Raw genomic sequence first — 22,819 nt, 5'->3', positions numbered from 1 at the left:
ACCAACAGACCACATTCGGCGCTCGGAAATCTGACGCCGAGAGAATTTGCTGAGAAAACAAACATGGACAAACTGGCCGCGTAAGGACATCAACCAAACCCCAAGGACTCTCAGACAGATGGAGGAAACTTGGGGCTCAGGTCAAACCCGAAAATGCACGCCAACTCGACATCGCTTTCGCACGGCACGATGCCTTTTTAGAGGCCGTGCGGGAAATATCTATGATGACCGGGCGCAATATCGCTTCGAATCCCTCAGGTCCTGCGATAACTCGAGTCGCACTGACAGGAACTGCTGAAAGTTTGAAGGCAAAAATCCCATTGGCCAATCGTTTCTTTCTACCAGTAATATACGGCGCACTTGGAGCCGCTTTGTTCTGTCTGGTGCGTGTTCTGACCCCTGCCCTGTCCGAATTAGCACCTGCGCGCGCCTTCCTGCGTATCCTGTTCGGTGCCTTTGCGGCGATGACCTTGTCGATGCTGTTCATCCCGGCCAATGTGTTTTCGATCAATGAGCAGAGCAACCCGACGCTGATCTTCCTGGCCTGTTTCCTGTTCGGATATTCCTTTGATGCGGTGCTGTCCGCCCTGCACAGGATGGAGGCCTTTCTGCAGGGCCGCCTGCAACCACAGGAGACACCGCGCGCGCCCTGACCTTTGCGGAGGGGGGCGTTTCAGCCAATCGCGCCGGTTGAATCCGGCAGCGGCGGAAATTGACCGCCACGGCCCCTTGCCCTTGCCCGCATTATGTTGCACGACAGGCGGGTTCGGACCCCGGAGCGGGGCAGAGGATAAGGACCACGGGCATGGCTGACGGCGCAATCGACATCAACGCAAGACCGACCGAGGAAATCTCGGTCCGTGAGGTGTTCGGCATCGACACGCCGATGATCGTCAAGGGCTTTGCCGAGCGCAGCGATCGGGTGCCGGTGATAGACCCGACCTACAAATTCGACCCCGACACCACGCTGGCGATCCTCGCAGGCTTTGCCCATAACCGCCGGGTGATGATCCAAGGCTATCACGGCACCGGCAAATCGACCCATATCGAACAGGTCGCCGCGCGTCTGAACTGGCCTGCCGTGCGCGTGAACCTCGACAGCCATATCAGCCGGATCGACCTGATCGGCAAGGACGCGATCAAGCTGCGCGACGGCAAACAGGTGACCGAGTTTCACGAAGGCATCCTGCCCTGGGCACTGCGCAATCCCGTCGCCATCGTCTTCGACGAATATGACGCGGGGCGCGCCGATGTGATGTTCGTGATCCAGCGGGTGCTGGAGCATGACGGCAAGCTGACCCTGCTGGACCAGAACGAGATCATCACGCCGCACCCCAATTTCCGCCTGTTCGCCACCGCCAACACGGTGGGTCTGGGCGACACGACGGGGCTTTATCACGGCACCCAACAGATCAACCAGGCACAGATGGACCGCTGGTCGCTGGTGGCGACTCTGAACTATCTCAGCCATGACGCCGAAACGATGATCGTTCTGTCGAAAGCCCCGCATTACAACACCGAGAAGGGCCGCAAGATCGTCAGCCAGATGGTGACCGTGGCCGACCTGACCCGGACCGCCTTCATGAATGGCGACCTGTCCACGGTGATGAGCCCACGGACGGTGATCAACTGGGCGCAGAATGCCGAGATTTTCCGCGATGTAGGCTATGCGTTCCGCCTGTCCTTCCTGAACAAATGCGACGAGCTGGAGCGCCAGACCGTCGCCGAATTCTACCAGCGTTGCTTTGACGAGGAACTGCCTGAAAGTGCCGCAAGCGCGAGCTTGGGGTAAGAACGTCGACGCCGAGAGGCTCCCAAGGGCGCGGCCGAGAGTCGATCGCCTTCGGGAATGGCGCGCATCACAAGACCTGATTTGACTTGCCACGCCAGCCCGTGCGTCTTTTGCAAAATGATGCAGGGAGGCGATTGTGCATATTGGTTTGATCGGTGGAATCGGCGTCGCGGCCACGGTGGCCTATTACCAGAAACTGGCCGCAGCGATGGCGGCGCGAGGCAAGCCGCTTGACCTGACCATCGTGCAGGCAGAAACCAGCACGCTGATTGCCAACAACACCAACGACCGGCGCGAGGAACAGGCACGGGTCTTTGCGCCTTTGATCGACCGGTTGAGGGCGGCGGGTGCGGAGTGTGCCGCGATCACCTCGTTGGGTGGGCATTTCTGTTTTGCCGAGACAAAAGCACTGTCTTCGCTGCCGCTGATCTCGGCGGTGGAGCCGCTCGATGACTATTTCGCGTCGCAGGGGCTGGGTACAGTGGGGCTTTTGGGGACGCGGGTGGTGATGAGAACCAAGCTCTACGGGCAGTTGGCCCGGACCCGCGCGGTGGCCCTCGAAGATGAGGTCGATCTGCTGGGGCAAAGCTACCTGGATATGGCGGTTGCAGGCAGGTGCACGCAAGCGCAACGCGCGCTGTTTCTCGACGCTGGGCGACGACTGATCGAGGATCGTGGTGCCGATGCCGTGGTGTTGGCCGGGACCGACCTGAACCTCGCCTTTGACGAGCAGGCGCTGGGCTATCCGGTGATCGATGCGCTGGACGTGCATGTGGATGTGCTGGCCGGTCTGGCCGCCGGAGAGCGGGCGCTCTGAGTGGATGTGACCGCTGGTTTCCTCGCTTTTCGCATAAATGCGCGGCGTGAACGCGCGCATATGCGCGATTTTGCTCGCATCCTGACGTCCCCGCACATCCAATATGGGGATTAGGTTGATTGAAAGCTGTGCTGGCATAGACTTGTCGCATGACAGCAAGAGTGATCCCCATATTGGGCGCCGTGGCGATGCTGTTTTCATCTGCGTCAGCATCATCGCTGCCAGTCCGCGCCTATGAAAGAGCCGAGCTTTTTGCGACCTGTTCGGGGCGGCTGGACGCCTTGGCGATGCGACAGCAAACCCTGAGTGAGGCCGGAGCGCAGGACAGCGCGCGGCTCAGGGACGAATTCCAGACCTTGCTGGACGCCGTGCTGCCGATGGCGCTGTCCGAGGGGGTGCCAGAAACCCAGCCGCGACACTGGCGCAGCCAGGGCTGGGTCGAGATCGCGGCGCTGCTGGCAGATGTCGATCACAGTTTTGACCCGCGCCGCGCCAAACTGGCCCGCGAGGCGATGTGGCAGCGGATTTCCAGCTGTCGCGCGGTGCTGCTCTGAGCGGTCGATTTTGCCTGGAACGGCACGGCACCCACTGGTCATTGCGCGCGCTTGGCTCTAGGTTGCGGGCCTGAAACCAATTCGGGCCGCACCGCCATGAGCAAACCCAACGACAACCCCGCCGATCCGTTCAAGAAGGCCCTGGCCGAGGCCACCAAGGTGATGGCCGACGATCCCGAGCTGAGCGTCAGCTACTCGGTCGATCCCTCGGGCGTGACCGGCGATTCCATGCGCCTGCCACAGGTCAGCCGCCGGATGACGCGGGAAGAGGTTCTGCTGGCGCGCGGCACGGCGGATGCGCTGGCGCTGCAACGCAAATATCACGACGAGGCGACCCATAACCGCTACGCCCCGCCGGGCGACATGGCGCGCGACCTTTATGAGGCGATGGAAACCGCACGCTGCGAGGCGATGGGCGCGCGCGATATGCCGGGTACAGCCAGCAATATCGACGTCAAGATCACTCATGAAGCGATCCGGCGCGGTTACGATCAGTGCAGACAGCCCTCCGAGGCGCCCCTGCCGGTGGCGGCGGGCTATCTGATCCGGCATCTGGCCACCGGGCGTGACCTGCCGCAGGCGGCCGAGAATGTCATGAACCTGTGGCGCGGCTTCATCGAGGAACAGGCCGGTGGCACGCTTGAGAACCTGCAGGACATGCTGTCCGATCAGGCGGCTTTTGCAAAATTCGCCCGGCAGGTGATCGAGGATCTGGGTTATGGCGACCAGTTGGGCGATGACCCCGACGATCTGGATGACGATCAGGAGGATCAGGCCGAGGACGACGCCGACGAACAGCCCGACCCTGACAGCACCGGTCAGGATGATCAGGACGAACAGGACGCCGACGCCAACCCCGAACAGACGCAGGAAGAACAGCAGGATCAGTCTCAGGCCCAGGTCTCGATGGATGAGATGGCCGAGGACGAGATGGGCGAAGATACCGAAATGCCGGAGGGAGAGGCTCCGCTGGAGCCACCCGCCCCGCCCCCGGTGTCTGAGGCGGACCCCGACTACAAGGTCTACCTGCCCGATCACGACGAAGAGATCGCCGCCGAAGATCTGGCCGAACCGGTCGAACTGGAACGGCTGCGTGCTTATCTGGACCAGCAGCTTGAGCCGCTGAAGGGCGCGGTCTCGCGTCTGGCCAACAAGCTGCAGCGTCGCTTGCAGGCACAACAGAACCGCAGCTGGGAGTTCGACCGCGAAGAGGGCATTCTGGATGCGGGCCGTCTGGCGCGGGTTGTCGCCAACCCGACCACGCCGCTGAGCTTCAAGGTCGAGAAGGATACCGAATTCCGCGACACGGTTGTGACCCTGCTGCTGGACAATTCCGGCTCGATGCGGGGTCGCCCGATTTCCATTGCGGCGATCTGCGCCGATGTTCTGGCCCGCACGCTGGAACGCTGCAATGTGAAGGTGGAAATCCTCGGCTTTACCACGCGGGCATGGAAGGGCGGGCAAGCGCGCGAGGCGTGGCTGAATGATGGCCGCCCGCAACAGCCCGGGCGGCTGAACGACCTGCGTCACATCATCTACAAGTCAGCGGATGCGCCCTGGCGGCGGACGCGGCCCAATCTTGGGCTGATGATGAAAGAGGGGCTGCTGAAGGAAAACATCGACGGCGAAGCGCTGGAATGGGCGCATCGGCGGATGGTGGCGCGCCACGAGGCCCGCAAGATCCTGATGGTGATCTCGGACGGCGCGCCGGTGGACGATTCCACCCTCAGCGTGAATCCGGCAAATTATCTTGAGAAACACCTGCGCGACGTGATCGCAATGGTCGAGAAACGCAAACAGGTGGAGTTGCTGGCGATCGGCATCGGCCATGACGTGACACGCTATTATGACCGCGCAGTGACAATCACCGATGTGGAGCAACTCGCCGGTGCGATGACCGAACAGCTCGCAGCCCTGTTCGACAGCGACCCGCGCGCCCGCGCGCGGGTGATGGGGATCAAACGGGCGAGCTGATCGGGCCCGTTCGGGCGGCCTTGTTGCGCGACGCTTGTTACTTGGCGCCTTCGATCAGTTGTTCGAACGGCTTGTATTCGGCCCCATAGCATGGCGAGTTAAGGCCGGTGACGTCTCGGGTGCTGACGACCTCTTGCCCGTCTGCGTCCAGCGTGACCTCCCAATAGTCGCGGCCGATATAGGTGCCTGACGAGTTATATGCATCCGTGGTCGCGCACATCTTGTAGCCGCCCTTGACGGGGTAGAGCGGCGAGATTTCGGCCTCGCCCGGGCGATTGGGGTCCTGCATGTCCTTCAATACGGCCTCGGCGGACAGAAGCTGCGCGCGCTGATCCAGCGGCAATTCTCCAGGTTCTTCCTGAGCGAGAAGCGGTGTCGCCAACAGCGGGACCGCAAGCAAAATACATATCCTCATGGTGCCATGATACCGGACAGCCAGAGCTTGCCAAGATGCGCCGGGCGGGCTGGACATTTTTGGCCGCGACGCTCACCTTCGGGCCACAGTCACAAGAGCGAGGCGCAGATGTTCCAGAATTTCGAAGTCACCGCCCGGCCAGAACAAGGCCCGCCGCGTCTGACAGCTCTGCGTGGTGAATTGGGCGGCGCCGGGCTGGACGGGTTCCTGATCCCGCGCGCTGATGCCCATCAGGGCGAATATGTCGCCCCGCGCGACGACCGGCTGGCCTGGTTGACGGGTTTCACCGGCTCGGCGGGGTTTTGCGTTGTCCTTGCGCACATCGCAGGGGTCTTTGTCGACGGGCGCTATCGCACCCAAGTCAAGGCGCAGGTGGCGGAGGATTTCACCCCGGTGCCCTGGCCGGATGTGGGTCTGGCCGATTGGTTGAAAGAGCATCTGCCCAATGGCGGCAAGGTCGGCTTCGATCCCTGGCTGCATGCCGCCGGGCAGATCAAGCGGGCGCAGAAGGATCTGGAGGGATCGGGGGTCGAACTGGTGCGCAGCGACAATCTGGTGGACCGGGTCTGGCCGGATCAGCCCGCGCCGCCGATGCAGCCGGTCAAGCCGCACGCGCTGGAATTTGCGGGCGAAAGTGCGGACAGCAAATGCGCGCGGCTGGCTGAGGGCCTGCGCGACAAGGGGCACAAAGCGGCGGTGATCACCCTGCCCGACTCGATCATGTGGCTGCTGAACATTCGCGGCTCGGACATCCCGCGCAACCCGGTGGCGCATGGCTTTGCAATCCTGCATGACGATGCGCGGGTTGATCTGTTCATGGCGGCTGCCAAGCTGGACGACGTGCGGGACCATCTGGGGGGCCACGTCACCCAGCATGAGCCCGAGGGGTTTCTGGACGCGGTGGCCGCCCTGGAGGGCGCCGTCAGCGTTGACATGAGCACCGTGCCGCAGATTGTGGCGGACCGGCTGGGCGACAATCTGACCGATGGCGGCGATCCCTGTGCCCTGCCCAAGGCGCGCAAGAATGCCGCCGAGATCAAGGGCAGCGCCGAGGCGCATCTGCGCGATGGGGCGGCGGTGGTGGAATTGCTCGCTTGGCTCGACGATCAAGACCCCGGAACGGTCACCGAAACGCAGGTAGTGACCCGGCTTGAGGCGGAACGGCGCAAGGATAACGCGCTGCGCGATATAAGCTTTGACACCATCGCAGGCACCGGCCCCAACGGCGCGATCATGCATTACCGGGTGACGGAAGAGACCGACAGTCGGCTGGACAACGGCCATCTTCTGGTGCTGGACAGCGGCGGGCAATATCTGGACGGCACCACCGACATCACCCGCACGATTGCCATTGGCGACGTCGGAGACGAGGAAAAGGCCTGTTTCACCCGCGTGCTGCGCGGCATGATCGCGATGTCGATGCTGCGCTGGCCGGTGGGTCTGGCCGGGCGGGACATCGAATGCATCGCGCGCCAGCCGCTCTGGGCGGCGGGGCAGGATTTCAACCACGGGGTCGGCCATGGTGTGGGCGCCTATCTGAGTGTGCATGAAGGGCCGCAACGACTGGCGCGCACCAGCCATGTGCCGTTCGAGCCGGGCATGATCCTGTCCAATGAACCGGGCTACTACCGCGAAAGCGCCTTCGGCATCCGCATCGAGAATTTGGTGGTGGTCGAAGAGGCCGCCCCCCTGCCCGGCTGCGACGCGGAACGCGCGATGCTGTGCTGGCGCACGCTGACATACGTGCCCATCGACCGGCGGTTGATCCTGCCCGCGATGATGACCGCTGAAGAAATCGCCTGGCTCAACGCTTATCACAGCGACGTGGCGACAAAGATTGGCCCAAGACTAGGCAGCGCCGCCCGCATGTGGTTGGATGCGGCAACCCGCCCGCTCTGACATCTGCCTGTCACATTTCAGGTGTCATCTGCGCGCTGCAGGGGCACATGCTGCGTGCGACCAGATGCAGCGTGTCACGCCAACACGCTATGTCAGACGAAAACGGCCCCGCAAGGGGATGTTGGAATCCTGCACAAACTGAAACACAAGACGCGATAGAAGGAAGAGAACATGGCTGGACCGATCACGATCCGCAAGGCACCCGGCAGGTGGACCGTCCGCTCGGGCGGGGCAATCCTGGGTGAATCGGTGAATGCGCTGGAGTTGAGCGAAGGCGACCTGGCGCCGGTGATCTATTTCCCGCGCGAGGACATCGCGATGGCCTTTCTTGACCCTTCCGACAAGCAGACCCATTGCCCGGGCAAGGGCGATGCCACCTATTTTTCGATCGTGAACCGCTCTTCCGTGACCGAAAACGCGGTCTGGAGCTATGAGAACCCGATCGACGCGGTCGCTGAAATCCGCGAGCATCTTGCCTTTGTGCTGAGCGATTCCGTCAAGATCGAACAGATCTGAGGGCTGATGATCTGGTGTTTCCTGCCACATGGAAGAACGCCTGACGAGGCGCTACGCCCCTAACACCCCACAAGGCAAAGTCGAAGTCGATCCCAACCTCTCACAAGCGCGGCTGCCCTTGCTTGAAGCATGGGCAAAGCAATGATGTAGGCGATCGCTCGCCGGTTGCGAAATCAAATGCTTAGGCCTGCGCCCGATGCGCCAAAACGGGTGTGATTCTGTAACTTGGACGACGAGAGAAGGCACATCACCCGCCCGAAACGCCTGGCCGCCGCAGCCGGACCAGCCGATCATGTGCTATTGGATAGATAGAAATCGGTAGCGTAAGTAGGACAAAGCAACATCACGTAACCCCATCAGGATTCACGATGATACTTGCCACTGGACGCATTCACCCGCTTAACGACGCTTAGATATTAGGGTTCTTGTGCCGCGACGTTTCTCTTTTTTGGGTTGTTTGATGGCGGGCAACATGAAACACATTTCTGATCATTGGTTGCTAGAGCGAACAAAAGAAGCATTTTATGAACGACACAAACACACCAGAACCGGCGCTTAAGCGTTGGCAACGTGCCGTCTATGGGCTCCCCTATCTTGGCTATTCCATCGCCTCATTGCCGGTCGTGGCGTTTGTGCCTGCTTTTTACGCATCTGAACGCGGCCTGGATATCGGAGCAATCGGGCTGATACTCGCATTGACGCGGATAACGGACGTGTTCACGGACCCGGCTGTGGGTTGGGCATCGGATCGGCTGAGAACGCCAATCGGCCGCCGCAAGCCCGTCTCGCTGATTGGTCTGCCCTTGTTGTGCATTTCCGTATGGATGTTGTTCGTACCTGCCGAGCAGGTCGGTATCTGGTACGTCTTTGTCTGGTCAGCATTGCTGTATTTCAGTTTTACGCTTGTTGACCTGCCCTTCAAAGCCTTCGGGGCCGAGCTTTCGCCACGCTACGACGAGAGGGCCGAACTTGCGGGTTGGCGAGAAGCGCTTGGACTTGCGGGAACGGCAATCGGGCTTTGCGCCGCCGTCTACATAGCACTGCAAGGCAGCGGTGAGTTGGGCGATCAGATGTATGCGCTGGCGTTAATCGCTGTCGTCTCGACACCGATACTGTTTGCCATCACCTTCTCGATTTTGCGTGAACCAGAGATTCAGGAGGAAGAAGCGCGGGTTTCTTCCTGGTCGAAAACGGCCAAGCACATCTTCAAGAATGGGGCGTTTAGGCTGTTGATCATGGCCTCGTTTCTTGTCCTGGCAGCCGAGTTTGGATCATCCGCGCTCAAGGCGCTCATTCTTGAGCAGGTCTATGACGACAAAGACATATTCCCGGTACTCATGCTGGCCGAGCTGATCGTGATGGTGCTTGCGACGCCTAGCTGGCTGTTGTTTTCCAAGCGCTATTCCAAGCATCAGGCCATTGCGATTGCAGCGCTTGTTGGTGGCGTGGTCAGCCTGTTGATCCCATTTGTCGCAAGCAGCTCGCTGATCGTCTTTTGTGCGCTGTCCCTTGTCAAAGCAGTATGCGTCGGCTCTTTCGTTGTCTTCTTTAACGGGATTGCAGCTGATGTGATCGACATCGACACCGCGCGCACAGGCGAGACAAAAACCGGCATCTATTTTGCTTTGTGGGGCATGGTTATCAAAGGCGCCATCGCAGGCGGTGTTCTGGTTGCGACGAATTTGCCCGCGTTGCTGGGCTATCAGGTCGTGGACGGTGAAGTCTTTAATCCAAGTGCGCTCTTGTGGGTATTCGGGTTCCTGCCCGGCATCGCCTTCATTCTGGTCTGTCCCATCATGTTGTCCTGGCCGCTCACGCGGGAACGTCAAACACGTCTGCGTGCAGCGATTGATCGCCGCACCTTGCGAAGGATGAATGGGTAAGAATGTAGAGCTGAACTGCAAGCTGGCTTGACTCGAGGCGGCTTCGCCGGTGGGTTGCGGATGAGTTTCAACTCGGACCTTGCTGCGTTCCATGCGACGGAGCGGGCTCTCTCGCCTCATGGCTCAATCGATGCAGGCCAGAGGGCAGGTCTTCGGTGCTCTGCGCATCAGGAATGCTCCTCGGCGGCGGTGGCTGCCAGGGCGCGGTTATAGGCCTTGAGCGCATCGATATGATAAAGCGCGCCGACCGGGGTTTCCGCCTCGTCCTCGGTGGTGACGACCGGTATCCAGGCCAGATCGTCGCGCTCGAAGATCGGCATCGCCGCTTCCAGGGTCGAGCGGGCGTGGATGCACAGTCCCTTGTCTAGCAGGGACTGGCAATCCTCAGGCGAAGGCCCGTTGGGATCACCCAGCGGGCGCATGACGGCCCCTGCCCGCATCATCGCAAGCAGATAGGCCTGCGGCCCGGCAGCAAGGTGAATATCGCGCCGCTCCAGCTGTGTCAGGAAGAAGGACCGGTCCACCAGCCGCGAGGCCAGCGCGGTCGAGGTCGAGACCGAGGCCATAACCGCCAGACCGATCTGCCAATCGCCGGTCAGCTCGAACACGATGAGCGTGGTCGAGATCGGCGCGCCCAGCACCGCTGCGGCCACCGCGCCCATCCCGGCAAAGGCATAAAGCGTATGCGTACCCGACACGCTGGGCAGCAGCCCGGTGGCGATCAAGCCGAAGGCCAGCCCGGTCAGCGCCCCGATCATCAGAGCGGGCGAGAACACCCCGCCGCCCATGCGCCCGCCCATGGTGATGGCCAGCGCCGCCGTCTTGACGATCACGAAGATCACCGCTGTACTCAGCACCAGATCGCCGCTGAGTGCGCGCAAGGTGGTCTCATATCCGACACCGATGATATGCGGAAACCAGATCGCGATCCCACCCAGCATTGCGCCTGAGACAGCCGGCCGCAGCCAGGGCGGCAGATGCAGCCTCGCCTGGATATGGCTGCCCACATCTTCTGCCAGAAAGATCGAGCGCATGACCAGTAGCGCGACCATGCCACAGACAAGACCAAGGATCAGAAAGGCGGGCAGCTCGACATAGAATTGCAGCGAACCGGGGGTTTTCAGCAGGAACTCGGTCACATCGCCATAGGCCAGCCGATTGATCACCGTGCCCGCGATCGAGGCGATGACGATGGGGGCAAAGGCATGCACCGCGAAATGCCGCAGCACCACCTCCAATGCAAACAGCGCGCCCGCGATGGGCGCGTTGAAACTGGCCGAAACCGCAGCGGCCACGGCACAGCCCAGCAGATCGCGCCCGGTGATGCCATCGGCATCCATCCGGTTGCTGACCCAGGTCGAGATGACGCCCGCCATATGGACAACCGGCCCTTCCCGCCCGCTGGAGCCACCAGAGCTGAGCGTGATAAGCGAGGCGAACATCGAGGCAATCCCTGCCCGCGTCTCAACCCGCCCGTCATTCAGGGCGGCCCCCTCGATCACATCCGCGACCGAGCGGACGCGGCCATCATCGGTGAACCAGTAAAAGATCAGCCCCACCAGCAGACCGCCAAGTGTCGGAATCAGCAGCAACATGTACCATGGCAGGCCCGCTGCAAAGCTGTGCAGGCGCAGCCTGTCATCCGCGCCGTAGATGAAGGATTGCAGCTCGGTGATCGCCATGCGAAAGCCCAAAGCCGCGAAGCCTGCGGCAATGCCGATCAGCAGGGCGATGAACCAGAACTGCACCTGGCTTGGCCCGCGTTGACGCAGCACCTCCCAGCCACCGGCGATTGCCGTCCTGGCCGATTTTAGCTGTTCAAGGATCAGGGTGCGGGTGGATTGGGCCATTGGGGATCAGAAATTTCGCTTGGCTCATGGTAAGCAGCGCGGATCAAACAGAAAAGCGTGATTGCCGTGCGGGCCGGGATTAATGCGCCAGTGTTGCGCGATCAGGCCTCCAGCAACGCCCGTGCCGCGGCGCGGGCCGCATCGGTGATCGTGTCACCCGCAACCATGCGCGCGATCTCGTCCACCCTGTCATCGGGGCCGAGCGGGATAACGGTGGACAGCGTCGCGCCGCCCTCAACCTGTTTCTGCACCCGCCAGTGATGCGCGCCTTGCGCAGCCACCTGCGGTGAATGGGTTACCACCAGCACCTGGCCCTCTCCCGCCAGCGCGGCCAGCCTGCGCCCCACCGCATCTGCAGTGGCGCCACCGACACCCCGGTCGATCTCGTCAAAGATCATGGTGCGGTCGCCGCCATCCCCGCTCAGGCAGACCTTGAGCGCCAGCAGAAAGCGGCTGAGTTCCCCGCCCGAGGCGATCTTGTTGAGCGGACCGGCGGGTGCGCCGAGATTGGTGGCGACGGTAAAGGCCACGCTGTTGCGCCCCTCGGGTCCCGGTTCGCCATCCATGACTTGGGTGGCAAAGACCGCGCGTTCCATCTTGAGCGGGGCAAGCTCGGCCATCACCGCCGCATCCAGCTGCGCCGCTGCCGCCTTGCGCGCCTCGCTCAAGGTGCTTGCTGCGGTGTCATAGGCGGTTTGCGCCGCTCTCAGCGCCTCCTCGCGAGTCTGCAGATCGGCGTCGCCTGCATCCAGTGCGGTGAGCTTTTTACGCAGCCCGTCGGCGAATGTGCCCAACTCGTCGCTGGCAACGCCATGTTTGCGCGCCAAAGCGCGGATGGCGAACAGGCGTTCTTCGGCCTGCTCCAGATCGGAGGGATTGAAATCGAGCGTATCAAGGCATGCTTCGACTCCGGTTTGCGCCTCGCCCAGCTCGATCAGGGCGCGGCCAAGGGCGGCGATGGGCTGTTCCAGCTGACCATCGGCCTTGTCGGAGACGCTTTCCAGCCAGCGCAGCGCATCGCCAAGCGCGGTTTCGGCCCCGTCTGTGCCGATCAGCGCCTGCGCACGGGCCACATCATCGCGAATCTTCTCGGCCCCCTGCATCATGCGGCGGCGGGCATCCAGATCGGCATCCTCGCCCGGCTGCGGATCAAGATCATCCAGCTCCGCAACGGCGTGGCGCAGGAATTCTTCCTCGGTCCGCATCGTGTCCAGCGCGGCGCGGGTCTCGGCCAGCGCGTGCTGGGCCTCGGACAAGGTGCGCCAGGCCGCACGGCAGGTTGTGAGCGCCGCGTCGAGCCCGGCAAAGGCATCAAGCATGGCCCGGTGGCCGCGCGGGTTCAGCAAGCCACGGTCATCATGCTGGCCATGCAGTTCGATCAACGTATCCGACAGCGCCCTGAGCACCTCGCCCGAACAGCGACGGTCATTGACCCAGGCGGTCTTGCGCCCCTCGGCGGTGTTGATGCGGCGCAGGATCAGTTCGGACCCGCCCGGCAGTCCGGCCTCGGCCAGAACCGCATGGGCGGCGTGCCCCTCGGGCAGTTCGAACTCGGCTACAACCTCGCCCTGTGTGGCGCCCTGGCGGACCAGTTCGGCACGGCCCCGCCAGCCCAGAACGAACCCCAGACTGTCGAGCAGGATCGACTTGCCCGCCCCGGTTTCACCGGTCAGCACATTGAGACCCGGCTGGAACTGCAAGTCCAGCCGGTCAATGATCAGCATGTCGCGGATATCAAGCGCGCGCAGCATCGATCCGTCCGTCACGCAGCCATGATCAGAGCCACTGCCCCTTGATCGACTGGCGATAAATCTGGCTGAGCCAGTTATTGCCGCGAGACCTGGCCTCCAACCCGCGCGAGGTCAGTAATTTATAGGCATCCTGATACCAATCGGTCGACTGGTAGTTATAGCCAAGGATCGCGCCTGCGGTTTGCGCCTCATTCACCAGACCCAGTGACAGATAGGCTTCGACCAGACGATAGAGCGCCTCGGCTGTGTGGGTTGTGGTCTGGAAATCCTCGACAACGACACGGAAGCGGTTGATCGCAGCGGCATAGTGCTGCTTGCGCAGGTAATAGCGGCCAATTTCCATCTCCTTGCCGGCAAGATGGTCAAAGGCCAGATCGAATTTCAGGATCGCCGATGTGGCATATTGGCTGTCAGGATAAACCTCGATCACCGTGCGCAGCGCCTGCAACGCCTGAAAGGTCAGGCCCTGGTCGCGGCCGACCTCGTCGATCTGGTCATAATAGCTGAGCGCCAGGAGATACTGCGCATAAGCGGCATCCTCATCTGTCGGATAGAAGTCGATATAGCGCTGCGCGGCGGCGCGGCTTTCGACATAGTCGCGGCCCGAATGGAAGGCAAAGGCCTGCATGATCAGCGCTCGCTTGGCCCAGTCGGAATAGGGGTAGAGCCGCTCTATCTCGGAGAAGTAATATGCAGCGTCTTCCGCACGTTCCTGCGAAAGTTCGAATTCACCGCGTTCAAAAATCTGCTCGGGCGTGAATCCGTCCAGATTCTGAGTGCGATCCGCCCCACTGCGATTGCCACAGGCCGTCAAACAAACTGCCACAAGAAGTGCGCCAATCAATTTGGCCCCTGCCCTGCTGCCAATCATTCCCACTATTCCTTGTCGTCCTGCATTGGGGCGCACAGCCCGTATGGGGCTTGGTCTAGCACATAAGCTTCGGGTGCAAAACGCCTTAAAGCGCGCAGGAGGTCACAAGTTTGATGGCCCGGCAAAAGTGTCAGGCCACCAGTGGAATCTCGGTCCAGACCAGACCCTGACCGGGCAGGCGGGCGGTCGTTTCCGCGTCACACAGAACCGGGCGCACTGCGCCGGGTGTTTCGAACAGCGCCCGCAGCAGCGTGTTGGTCATGGAATGCCCCGCCTTATCGCCGACATAGCGGCCCAGAATCGGGCCACCAGCCATGTAGAGATCGCCAAGCGCGTCCAGCATCTTGTGCCGCACGGCCTCATCCTCGTGGCGCAGGCCGCCGGGGGTCATCACGATGTCACCATCCACGACAACCGCATTGTCGAGCGTGCCGCCAAGCGCCAAGCCGTTCTCGCGCATCATGTCCACATCTGCCTTGCGGCAAAACGTCCGGCTGTCGCACAGCTCGCGGGCGAAGGTACCGTTGCACATGTCGAGCGTTTTGGTTTGCTGCCCGATGGCGGCGTCGTCGAAGTCGATGCTGAAGTCGATCTCCAGCCGGTCAGCGGGCAGCAATGTGGCCTTGGCTCCGTCTTTTTCTACAGTGACAGGTTTCATAACCTCGTAAGCCAAAACCGGCGCGGCTTGCTGGCGTACCCCTTTTGCCATGATGCCGCGCACGAATGCGACCGACGAGCCGTCCATGATCGGAACTTCGGGCCCGTCAACCTCGATCAGCGCATTGTGGACCCCACAGCCCGCCAATGCCGCCATAATATGTTCCACCGTTGAAACCGACACACCGCTGTCATTGACCAGCTTGGTGCAGAGCGGCGTCCGCTCGACCCGGTCATAAATGGCCGGGATCATCGCGTCGCCCAATTCGATATCCGTCCGCTTGAACCAGATGCCGTGACCGGCAGCCGCCGGACGCAGGGTCATCATCACACGCGCGCCGCCGTGCAGACCAACACCTTTGAAGGTGACCGGAGTTTTCAGCGTATGTTGCAAGAGAGACCTCTTGGGACGGTTTCCAGCCTCAGTGAGCTGTGTTGCCAGATCAACTAATGGAGGGGCCCTTAAGGCTCAACTCAATCTTTGCAACCAAATGAAACATGTTTGTAACAGAGCGGCAGAAGACCGCCTGCGGGCCGTCAAACTCTTGTTTTCAAAAAGAAAAAGGCCACCCGAAGGTGGCCAGATTCATCAACTTTGTGACCGCTATCAGTTGGCCTGACGGCGCAGGAAGGCGGGAATTTCGATCCGCTCCTGTTCGGGGTCCGGATCGACCGGCGCATGTGCCGCAGCGTCAGTCTGGCGCAGAACCGGCTGCTGGCGCACCGGCGGCGCGGCACGCTCGTCCGGCGTGTCCGCTGCGTGGCCGGTCATACGGTCGATCAGTCGATTGAAGCCGAAACGCGGTTTGTCGGCCTGCGCTTGCTGCACTGCGGCAGCGAGGCGCTCGGGCTGGCTCGCAGGTTGTCTGGGCTGCGAGGGCACGTGCTGGGCCGCCGCCTGCAAGCGCTGCAGGGCTTCGGGCGACGGGGTGCCCGGCTCTGGTGCTTTGGGGGCGACAAAGCTGTCAACCGGCGCATCATGTGCCTCGGTGCGCGGCTCAAAGGCCGGAACCCGGGGCTGATAGACCGGCTGAGGCAGACCATCATCATCCTGCACCTGCTGGCTGCTTTCGACCTCGTCGACCGCAGCACGAGCCGCGGCGGGCTGTGCGGGAACACCGTCAAACAGGCCGGGCTCTTCTGCCGGGGCTTCTGCCACGCGGGCCGGTTCCGGCGCTGGTTGCGATGTCTGAGCAGCGACAGGCTGCGGCGCCGGTTCGGCCTGGGCCTCTTCGGCGTCGACCTTCTGCTTGAGCGGCGCTGACATCGGACGGCGGGCAACAGGCGTTTCAGCGGCACCTTCGGTGGCGTCGATGCCGGTGGCCACGACCGAAACGCGCATCGTGCCTTCCATCGCCGTATCCAGCGTCGAACCAACGATGATGTTGGCGTCCGGGTCCACTTCCTCGCGGATACGATTGGCGGCCTCGTCCAGCTCGAACAGGGTCAGGTCATGCGCACCGGTGATGTTGATCAGCACGCCCTTGGCCCCGCGCAGGCTGATTTCGTCCAGCAGCGGGTTGGCGATGGCCTTCTCGGCGGCCTGGATTGCGCGATCTTCGCCATCGGCCTCGCCGGTGCCCATCATCGCCTTGCCCATCTCGTCCATCACGGCGCGAACGTCGGCGAAGTCGAGGTTGATCAGGCCCGGACGGACCATCAGGTCGGTCACGCCCTTCACACCCTGATAGAGAACGTCATCGGCCATCGAGAACGCCTCGGTAAAGGTGGTCTTTTCATTGGCCAGACGGAAGAGGTTCTGGTTGGGGATGATGATCAGCGTGTCGACCATCTTTTGCAGGCTCTCAACACCGTCCTCGGCCTGACGCATCCGCTTGGCGCCTTCGAACTGGAAGGGCTTGGTTACCACGCCAACAGTCAGAACACCCAGTTCCCGCGCTGCCTGCGCGATGATCGGAGCGGCCCCGGTGCCCGTGCCCCCGCCCATACCAGCGGTGATGAAGCACATATGCGCGCCGGCCAGGTGATCGACGATCTGTTCGATGCTTTCTTCGGCAGCCGCAGCGCCAACCGTCGGGCGCGCGCCGGCACCCAGACCTTCGGTCACTTTCACGCCCAATTGCACCCGCGCTTCCGAGCGGCTTTGCTGCAGCGCTTGCGCGTCGGTGTTGGCGACGACAAACTCGACGCCTTCCAATTGCTTTTCAATCATGTTGTTGACGGCATTGCCGCCTGCCCCGCCGACCCCGAATACAGTGATCCGGGGCTTCAAATCGTCCTGACCGGGCATCGAAAGGTTCAGTGTCATACTCTGTCCGCCTGTACTAAATGCCCGCATTCGCGGGCGTTATTTTACCTATCCACATCCGATCCTACCGTGATGCAGACGGATCGTCACCAAAAAAACGCAAAAACACCGCAAAATATGGGCGAATTTTCGCTGGGACCCGCTTCATTTTGGATGACAGGGAAAATCTTGCGGCTTCGAGCTCACCTACCACAAGAGCAGGGGCGTCCAGCCGCAGCATGAGCCACGGTCGCGCCGGATGCGCGGAGATTGTTCGGTTTTTGAGGCGACTGCTCTGCCTGCCGCCGGGTCTCTGCCGGACCTTGTGGATATTTTGCGGGACAACTCGGTTGGCCGCAACCAGTTTCTTTAGCTTGTCGGTGCGTTCGGACAGTCGATCCCCTCGTCGGTGATCGCGCGGACCTCCTGGATTTCCGCGTTCAGCAAAACGTCGAGTCGCACCATCAGTTGGTCACCGCGCATGAACGGCCACCAGCAGACCGGCGGCCCCTGCCGGTTGTCGTAAGCAAAGCAGATTCGCCCCTCGGGCGTGGTGATCTTGCCGTAGACGCAGGGCTGGCCCGGCTCCCTCCAGACCGACAACGACGGGTTGAGAAATTGCTCGACCCCGACCAGCTCGCCGGATTCGATTTCATAGAAGCTGAGCGTCTTGCCCGTCGCCACTTCCAGAAACGCCTCGGGCGTTATCAGGGTCTGGGCCGCAGCCGCCCCCGCCACCAGCACACCCGCCAGCGTGGCTGTCGCCCGGCGCATCATTCTACCAGTTGTCGCGGAACCACTTGACCGCGCGCTTGAAGGACCGCGCCGGATAGCGGTCGACCGGGATCTCGAAGTCCCACCATTCATCCTGCGGATGCGCCGCAAACAGGCTGAGCCCCACCGCGCTGGAAAAGCCAGACCCGGTGGCCGATTGCGGCAGGCCATGAACCCGCAGCGGGCGACCCAGCCGGACCCGCTGGCCCAGGATACGACTTGCCAGCCCATCAAGGCCCATCACCTGACTGGCCCCACCGGTCAGCACGATCTGCTGGCTCGGCAGATGGTCAAAGCCCGCCGCGTCGAGCCGGGCGCGCACCTCTTCCAGGATTTCCTCGACCCGAGGCCGCATGATGCCGATCAGTTCGGCCCGGCTGACGCTGCGCCGGTCATGCTCCCAATCGCCAGTCTCGCCCCCGATATCAATCATGTCACGGTCATCGGCCCCGGTGGCATGCACCCCGCCGGAAAAGGTCTTGATCCGTTCCGCATTGGCCGCCGGAACCCCCAGCGCCATCGAGATATCGCCGGTTACATGATCCCCGCCCATGCGCACGCAATCGGCATAGATCATGTGTTTCTTCATGAAGATCGACACTGAGGTCGTGCCACCACCCATATCGATGCAGGCGGCGCCAAGCTCCTGCTCGTCCTCAACCAGCGAGGAAATGCCCGACACATAGGCCGAATTCGCAATCCCCGCCAATTCCAGATCACAGCGCTTGATGCAGCGCACGAGGTTCTGGATGGCGGTGCCATCGACGGTCAGCATATGCATGTCGACCGACAGCGATTGTCCCAACTGCCCGCGCGGATCAATCAGGCCAGAGCGGTGATCAAGTGCGAAATTTACCGGCTGGGCGTGCAGCACTTCACGGTCCGCGCCATATTCCGGCACTTCGCAGGCGTTCAGGACGCGACCGATCTCGGATTCGGTGACCTCCTGCGTATCCAGTTCGACCTCGGCATCCAGCCCGTACGAACGCGGGTTGGCCCCTGAGAAACAGGCGATCACATGATCGACGCGGATTTCGGCCATCTTCTGGGCCGCCTGGAGCGCGGTGCGAATGGCACGCTCTGTCTCCTGCATGGCGGTGATCTCGCCGAATTGCACCCCGCGCGAGCGGGTGGTCGCAGCCCCGATCACCCGGAACCCGGTCTGTCCGGCCATCGACCCGATCGAGCCATCATCGGCCAGCTTGCCAGTGCCGTCGAAACGCAGCACCAGACAGGCGATCTTGGAACTGCCAACATCCAGAATGGCCACCACGCCGCGTTGCATCGCCTGCTGGCGCATCTGACGCATGGCCCGTTGCGACTGATAAAGGTCCGTCATCATCTTAGTCTTGCCCGTCCCCGCCTGGGTTTCTTATGCGCCACCATTCCTCGGTGGCGTTCTGTGTCATTCTCAGTGTCGGACGCTCGCCGATGCGCATATCGACCGAGGCCACATCCCGCTCCAGCATGTCCTGTACCTCATTCACCGCCAGCACCCGCCGCAGCGCCTGCACGGGGCGGGTTGTGGGCAGCATGATGCGCTGGCCGCGATCCAGAACCAGATCCCACCGCCGCTCGCCGACGCGGACCAGACCGCGCATGCGCTCGCCCAGTGGCTCGGCGGCGGCAAAAAGCGCCAGCGCCTCATCCACATGCGCGTTCGCCCCCCTGCCCGCGATCAGCGGCAGGTCGGTGCGCAGCTTGCGGCTTTCCAGAATGTCGATATGGGCGCCGGTTTCATCCAGCATCTCGATGCCCTGACGGGTGCGCCAGACCACGACGGGCTGCCGCTCTTCCACGTCGACCTGCAGAATACCGCCCGGACGCACCCGGACCGAGGCGGATTTGACCGGATCCAGCCCGGTGATCACATCGCGAATCTGCGCCACGTCAAGATCAAAGGAGGAGACCGGGAAATCCAGCGGCACCACCTCGCGAATATCTTGCGCCAGATTGGTGCCCGCCCCGTCGATGACCATCAGTTTGACCATGAATTCCGGGCGTTCCTGGATCGATGCGCGGATCTCGGCGACGAAACCGGTTGCCGCATCGCGCCGCGCTTCATCCGCCCAGAAGGCCGCCCCCGCCGCAAAGGCAAGGCAGAGCGGCACGCCGATGCGCAACCCAAGGCGAATGCCGGGCGTCAGCATCCAGCGCTGCATGCGGTAGTTCAGGCGCGAGGGGGCCGGGTCGGCGCGTCGCGGTGCCTCGCGCCCCATCCGGCCATGCCCATCCAGCTTGACGGCGGGTTTGGCGACATAGCCCGAGGTTTCGGCGGACGAGAACCGCGCATCCTTGCGCACCAGCGGTTTCTCGCGGTAGCGCACCGGCAGGAAGATCCGTGTCAGCGATCGCATGAGGCATCCTCCACCATCCAGGCGCAGAGTTGACCGAATGTCATGCCAAACAGCGCCGCCTGTTCCGGCACAAGAGAGGTTGGGGTCATGCCGGGCTGGGTATTGGTCTCCAGCAGGATCAGCCCATCTGCCCCGCGCGCCTCGTCCCAGCGGAAATCGGTGCGCGTGACGCCCCGGCAGCCCAGCGCGTCATGGGCGCGCAGGGCATAGTCCATACAACGCTCAAACACGTCTTTCGGGATATCTGCGGGCAGCTCGTGGCGCGAGCCGCCAACGGCGTATTTCGCCTCGTAATCGTACCAGCCTTCGGTGATGATATCGGTCACGGTCAGCGCCCGGTCACCGATCACCGTGGTCGTCAGTTCGCGGCCCGCGACATATTCCTCGACCATGACATAGGTCGACATGGTCTCTTCCAGCACCGGCGGGCGATTTGCACCTTCCTGCACGATATAGATACCGACCGAGGAGCCTTCATTGTTGGGTTTGACCACATAAGGCGGCTCCAGCAGATGCGCCGCCATGACCGCATCCTTATGCGAGATCACGCTTTCCACGATGGGCAGGCCGACCGCCTCATAGACCTCTTTCGAGCGCTGCTTGTCCATCGCCAGAGCCGAGGCCAGCACGCCCGAATGGGTATAGGGAATGCGCAGCCATTCCAGCAGGCCCTGCACGCAGCCATCCTCGCCCCAGCGGCCGTGCAGCGCGTTGAAGGCGACATCGGGTTTGATTTCGGCCAGACGGTCGCAGAGGTCCGGGCCAGCGTCCAGCTCGACCACCTCAAATCCTTCGCCCCGTAGTGCGGCTGCGCATTCACGCCCGCTGCTGAGCGACACCTCGCGTTCCGCCGAGGGGCCACCCATCAATACCGCCACTTTGGGGGTTGTCCTGCTCGACTGACCCACAATGCGCCTCAATATGCCCGGATCTTATTTTGGCGATCCGCTTTGTTTTTGTCCCGATTTCCCGCCCCTGAAAAATGCCTGAAAGGGGTTCGGTCCGGGGTTTATTCTGTCAGCGGCTCACCGACCCGCATGATTTCCCATTCTAGCGTGATCCCGCTGGAATCGTAAACCTTTTTTCTCACCTCTTCGCCCAATCCTTCGAGATCGGCGGCGGTGGCAGTGCCGGTATTGATCATGAAATTCGAGTGTTTCTCGCTCATCTGCGCCCCGCCCCGGCGCGCGCCGCGCAGGCCCGCCTGATCGATCACCTTCCACGCCTTGAGGTCATGGACATCATCCGCGCGGCCCGTGGAGGAAAACCCGGCCGGGTTGCGAAAGGTCGAACCAGCGCTGCGATCCTTGGTAGGCTGCGTCTCATCACGCTTTTTCAGCTGCGCTTCCATGCGGGCATGAAGCTCTGCCGGATCACCTTCGGGACCTTCGAACACCGCGTCAATCAGCACTGCGCCCGCGGGCAGGTCGGTCTGACGGTAGCGGAAATTGAGGTCATCGGCGCTGAGAGTGATCACTTCGCCCTGCCGTGTGACCGCACGGGCCGAGACAAAGACATCTGCCGTATAGCTGCCATAACAGCCCGCATTCATGCGCAAAGCCCCGCCGATCGCGCCGGGAATGGTGCGCAGAAAGGTCAGGTCGATGCCCGCATCCGCCGCCTTGCGCGCCACATGCGCATCCAGCGCCGCCGCCCCCGCGGTGACGCGACGGTCCTCAACCTTGATCCCGTTGAAACCCCGGCCAAGCCGGATCACCGCAGCACGCAACCCGCCGTCCCGAACAATTAGGTTCGACCCGACGCCCATCGGAAACACGTCGATCTCAGGGGGCAAATCCCGCAGGAAGCTCTGCAAATCCTCAATATCGGCAGGTTGAAACAGCGCATCTGCCGGGCCGCCCACGCGCAGCCAGGTTAGGTCGTTCAATGGGCGATCGGGGGTCAGACGACCCCGCACCTCCGGCAAGTCTTTCATGGGTTTACTGCTGCCTGCGAATCCAACGGGTCAGGTATATCACAGGCCAGCGCAGAACCGACATCCCCGCAATCAGCACGATCAAACCGACCCAGGGGCCGTTCTGATAGGTGACATAACCCAGCAGCGGGATACCCAGCGCGATCAGCAGATAGGCGCGGGACCAGTGGTTGTCGCGGCTGGGGATCATCGCCATCAGATTGGCCGAGATTGCCCAGACACAGACAAGGGTCAGAGACAGGGTCATTGCGCGGCCCCTCCGGTCCCACACCCGCGCCATTTGCGCCAGAAATAGGCCAGCGGCTTGCGGAACATCGACACAAACGCCGCGAGCGCCACAAGCCCCACAAGCGCCCCGTGCTGGTAGCCGATGAATACAATCAATGCGGGAGCAGCCAGCATCAGCGCCCCGCCCGGCTTATATTGCAGTCGCATCGGCAGCAGCGCAACGAGTGTCGCCGCGCAAACCCATGCCACCGCTAGAAGTATCGAAAGGCCCATCCAAGCCGCCCCGTTCCGGAAGTC

21 protein-coding genes are annotated in these 22,819 nt (G+C 62.3%); 8 read left to right on the top strand and 13 right to left on the bottom strand.

Going from position 1 to position 22,819, the window contains the following annotated elements:
• Positions 1-383 precede the first annotated feature (383 nt).
• The 5 genes from AB1E34_RS18405 to cobT all read left to right on the top strand — a co-directional run bounded on the left by AB1E34_RS18405 (position 384) and on the right by cobT (position 5,137).
• A complete protein-coding gene (locus AB1E34_RS18405) occupies positions 384-653 on the top strand; it encodes a hypothetical protein (RefSeq protein ID WP_372573777.1) in 270 nt (89 codons plus the stop codon).
• Positions 654-805: 152 nt separating this feature from the next.
• Positions 806-1,792 (top strand): cobaltochelatase subunit CobS, encoded by a 987-nt coding sequence (gene cobS, locus AB1E34_RS18400; RefSeq protein WP_372573776.1) that lies wholly within the window; start codon positions 806-808, stop codon positions 1,790-1,792.
• Between the two features lie 136 nt (positions 1,793-1,928).
• The gene (locus AB1E34_RS18395; protein WP_372573775.1) at positions 1,929-2,609 is read left to right on the top strand and encodes an aspartate/glutamate racemase family protein; all 681 of its coding nucleotides are present in this window, start codon (positions 1,929-1,931) and stop codon (positions 2,607-2,609) included.
• Positions 2,610-2,770: 161 nt separating this feature from the next.
• Entirely contained in the window at positions 2,771-3,163 is a 393-nt protein-coding gene (locus AB1E34_RS18390) for a hypothetical protein (protein WP_372573774.1), read from the top strand.
• 96 nt (positions 3,164-3,259) lie between these two features.
• A complete protein-coding gene (cobT, locus tag AB1E34_RS18385; protein ID WP_372573773.1) occupies positions 3,260-5,137 on the top strand; it encodes a cobaltochelatase subunit CobT in 1,878 nt (625 codons plus the stop codon).
• 37 nt (positions 5,138-5,174) lie between these two features.
• On the opposite strand, the gene AB1E34_RS18380 is transcribed toward cobT, so the two are convergent.
• On the bottom strand, positions 5,175-5,552 hold the full coding sequence (locus AB1E34_RS18380) for a hypothetical protein (RefSeq protein WP_372573772.1): 378 nt from the start codon (positions 5,550-5,552) through the stop codon (positions 5,175-5,177).
• A gap of 108 nt (positions 5,553-5,660) precedes the next feature.
• On the opposite strand from AB1E34_RS18380, the gene AB1E34_RS18375 reads away from it, so the two are divergent.
• The 3 genes from AB1E34_RS18375 to AB1E34_RS18365 all read left to right on the top strand — a co-directional run bounded on the left by AB1E34_RS18375 (position 5,661) and on the right by AB1E34_RS18365 (position 9,850).
• Positions 5,661-7,451: an aminopeptidase P family protein gene (locus AB1E34_RS18375; protein ID WP_372573771.1), complete on the top strand. Its 1,791-nt coding sequence runs from the start codon at positions 5,661-5,663 to the stop codon at positions 7,449-7,451.
• A gap of 171 nt (positions 7,452-7,622) precedes the next feature.
• A complete protein-coding gene (locus AB1E34_RS18370) occupies positions 7,623-7,967 on the top strand; it encodes a DUF427 domain-containing protein (protein ID WP_372573770.1) in 345 nt (114 codons plus the stop codon).
• Between the two features lie 524 nt (positions 7,968-8,491).
• Positions 8,492-9,850, top strand: coding sequence for an MFS transporter (locus tag AB1E34_RS18365; RefSeq protein WP_372573769.1), 1,359 nt, complete (start codon positions 8,492-8,494; stop codon positions 9,848-9,850).
• A gap of 167 nt (positions 9,851-10,017) precedes the next feature.
• Here the strand turns inward: AB1E34_RS18365 and AB1E34_RS18360 are convergent, their stop codons facing one another.
• From AB1E34_RS18360 to AB1E34_RS18305, 12 genes are all read right to left on the bottom strand, one after another.
• Entirely contained in the window at positions 10,018-11,700 is a 1,683-nt protein-coding gene (locus AB1E34_RS18360; protein ID WP_372573768.1) for a chloride channel protein, read from the bottom strand.
• 101 nt (positions 11,701-11,801) lie between these two features.
• Positions 11,802-13,451, bottom strand: a complete 1,650-nt coding sequence (gene recN / locus AB1E34_RS18355; RefSeq protein ID WP_372573767.1) for a DNA repair protein RecN — start codon at positions 13,449-13,451, stop codon at positions 11,802-11,804.
• Positions 13,452-13,476: 25 nt separating this feature from the next.
• On the bottom strand, positions 13,477-14,322 hold the full coding sequence (locus tag AB1E34_RS18350; protein WP_372573766.1) for an outer membrane protein assembly factor BamD: 846 nt from the start codon (positions 14,320-14,322) through the stop codon (positions 13,477-13,479).
• Between the two features lie 130 nt (positions 14,323-14,452).
• The gene (lpxC, locus tag AB1E34_RS18345) at positions 14,453-15,373 is read right to left on the bottom strand and encodes a UDP-3-O-acyl-N-acetylglucosamine deacetylase (RefSeq protein ID WP_372573765.1); all 921 of its coding nucleotides are present in this window, start codon (positions 15,371-15,373) and stop codon (positions 14,453-14,455) included.
• A gap of 213 nt (positions 15,374-15,586) precedes the next feature.
• Entirely contained in the window at positions 15,587-17,248 is a 1,662-nt protein-coding gene (gene ftsZ / locus AB1E34_RS18340) for a cell division protein FtsZ (protein WP_372573764.1), read from the bottom strand.
• A 348-nt stretch (positions 17,249-17,596) separates the two neighbouring features.
• A complete protein-coding gene (locus AB1E34_RS18335; RefSeq protein WP_372573763.1) occupies positions 17,597-18,001 on the bottom strand; it encodes a hypothetical protein in 405 nt (134 codons plus the stop codon).
• A gap of 4 nt (positions 18,002-18,005) precedes the next feature.
• A complete protein-coding gene (ftsA, locus tag AB1E34_RS18330; RefSeq protein ID WP_372573762.1) occupies positions 18,006-19,340 on the bottom strand; it encodes a cell division protein FtsA in 1,335 nt (444 codons plus the stop codon).
• 4 nt (positions 19,341-19,344) lie between these two features.
• Positions 19,345-20,358, bottom strand: a complete 1,014-nt coding sequence (locus AB1E34_RS18325; protein WP_372573761.1) for a cell division protein FtsQ/DivIB — start codon at positions 20,356-20,358, stop codon at positions 19,345-19,347.
• On the bottom strand, positions 20,346-21,266 hold the full coding sequence (locus tag AB1E34_RS18320) for a D-alanine--D-alanine ligase (RefSeq protein ID WP_372573760.1): 921 nt from the start codon (positions 21,264-21,266) through the stop codon (positions 20,346-20,348). The genes AB1E34_RS18325 and AB1E34_RS18320 overlap by 13 nt, the downstream gene beginning before the upstream one ends.
• Before the next feature lie 101 nt (positions 21,267-21,367).
• Positions 21,368-22,294 carry a UDP-N-acetylmuramate dehydrogenase gene (murB, locus tag AB1E34_RS18315; RefSeq protein ID WP_372573759.1) on the bottom strand — a complete coding sequence of 309 codons (927 nt, stop codon included), beginning with the start codon at positions 22,292-22,294 and terminating at the stop codon, positions 21,368-21,370.
• A 4-nt stretch (positions 22,295-22,298) separates the two neighbouring features.
• Positions 22,299-22,541: a DUF2484 family protein gene (locus tag AB1E34_RS18310; RefSeq protein ID WP_372573758.1), complete on the bottom strand. Its 243-nt coding sequence runs from the start codon at positions 22,539-22,541 to the stop codon at positions 22,299-22,301.
• A complete protein-coding gene (locus AB1E34_RS18305) occupies positions 22,538-22,795 on the bottom strand; it encodes a DUF2484 family protein (RefSeq protein ID WP_372573757.1) in 258 nt (85 codons plus the stop codon). Before AB1E34_RS18305 ends, AB1E34_RS18310 begins: the two co-directional genes overlap by 4 nt.
• Between the last annotated feature and the right edge of the window lie 24 nt (positions 22,796-22,819).

It is taken from the genome of Ruegeria jejuensis (assembly GCF_041537905.1).
GTDB lineage: Bacteria > Pseudomonadota > Alphaproteobacteria > Rhodobacterales > Rhodobacteraceae > Ruegeria_C.
Note: the sequence above shows the minus strand (reverse complement) of the source record. Positions and strands in the feature narration are given on the sequence as shown.

Bases quoted from the DNA above. Each gene is read 5' to 3' on its own strand.
- cobS (WP_372573776.1), top strand. From the start codon at position 806: ATGGCTGACGGCGCAATCGACATCAACGCAAGACCGACCGAGGAAATC.
- cobT (WP_372573773.1), top strand. From the start codon at position 3,260: ATGAGCAAACCCAACGACAACCCCGCCGATCCGTTCAAGAAGGCCCTG.
- AB1E34_RS18380 (WP_372573772.1), bottom strand. From the start codon at position 5,552: ATGAGGATATGTATTTTGCTTGCGGTCCCGCTGTTGGCGACACCGCTT.
- AB1E34_RS18375 (WP_372573771.1), top strand. From the start codon at position 5,661: ATGTTCCAGAATTTCGAAGTCACCGCCCGGCCAGAACAAGGCCCGCCG.
- AB1E34_RS18370 (WP_372573770.1), top strand. From the start codon at position 7,623: ATGGCTGGACCGATCACGATCCGCAAGGCACCCGGCAGGTGGACCGTC.
- AB1E34_RS18365 (WP_372573769.1), top strand. From the start codon at position 8,492: ATGAACGACACAAACACACCAGAACCGGCGCTTAAGCGTTGGCAACGT.
- AB1E34_RS18360 (WP_372573768.1), bottom strand. From the start codon at position 11,700: ATGGCCCAATCCACCCGCACCCTGATCCTTGAACAGCTAAAATCGGCC.
- recN (WP_372573767.1), bottom strand. From the start codon at position 13,451: ATGCTGCGCGCGCTTGATATCCGCGACATGCTGATCATTGACCGGCTG.
- AB1E34_RS18350 (WP_372573766.1), bottom strand. From the start codon at position 14,322: ATGATTGGCAGCAGGGCAGGGGCCAAATTGATTGGCGCACTTCTTGTG.
- ftsZ (WP_372573764.1), bottom strand. From the start codon at position 17,248: ATGACACTGAACCTTTCGATGCCCGGTCAGGACGATTTGAAGCCCCGG.
- AB1E34_RS18335 (WP_372573763.1), bottom strand. From the start codon at position 18,001: ATGCGCCGGGCGACAGCCACGCTGGCGGGTGTGCTGGTGGCGGGGGCG.
- ftsA (WP_372573762.1), bottom strand. From the start codon at position 19,340: ATGACGGACCTTTATCAGTCGCAACGGGCCATGCGTCAGATGCGCCAG.
- AB1E34_RS18325 (WP_372573761.1), bottom strand. From the start codon at position 20,358: ATGCGATCGCTGACACGGATCTTCCTGCCGGTGCGCTACCGCGAGAAA.
- murB (WP_372573759.1), bottom strand. From the start codon at position 22,294: ATGAAAGACTTGCCGGAGGTGCGGGGTCGTCTGACCCCCGATCGCCCA.
- AB1E34_RS18310 (WP_372573758.1), bottom strand. From the start codon at position 22,541: ATGACCCTGTCTCTGACCCTTGTCTGTGTCTGGGCAATCTCGGCCAAT.
- AB1E34_RS18305 (WP_372573757.1), bottom strand. From the start codon at position 22,795: ATGGGCCTTTCGATACTTCTAGCGGTGGCATGGGTTTGCGCGGCGACA.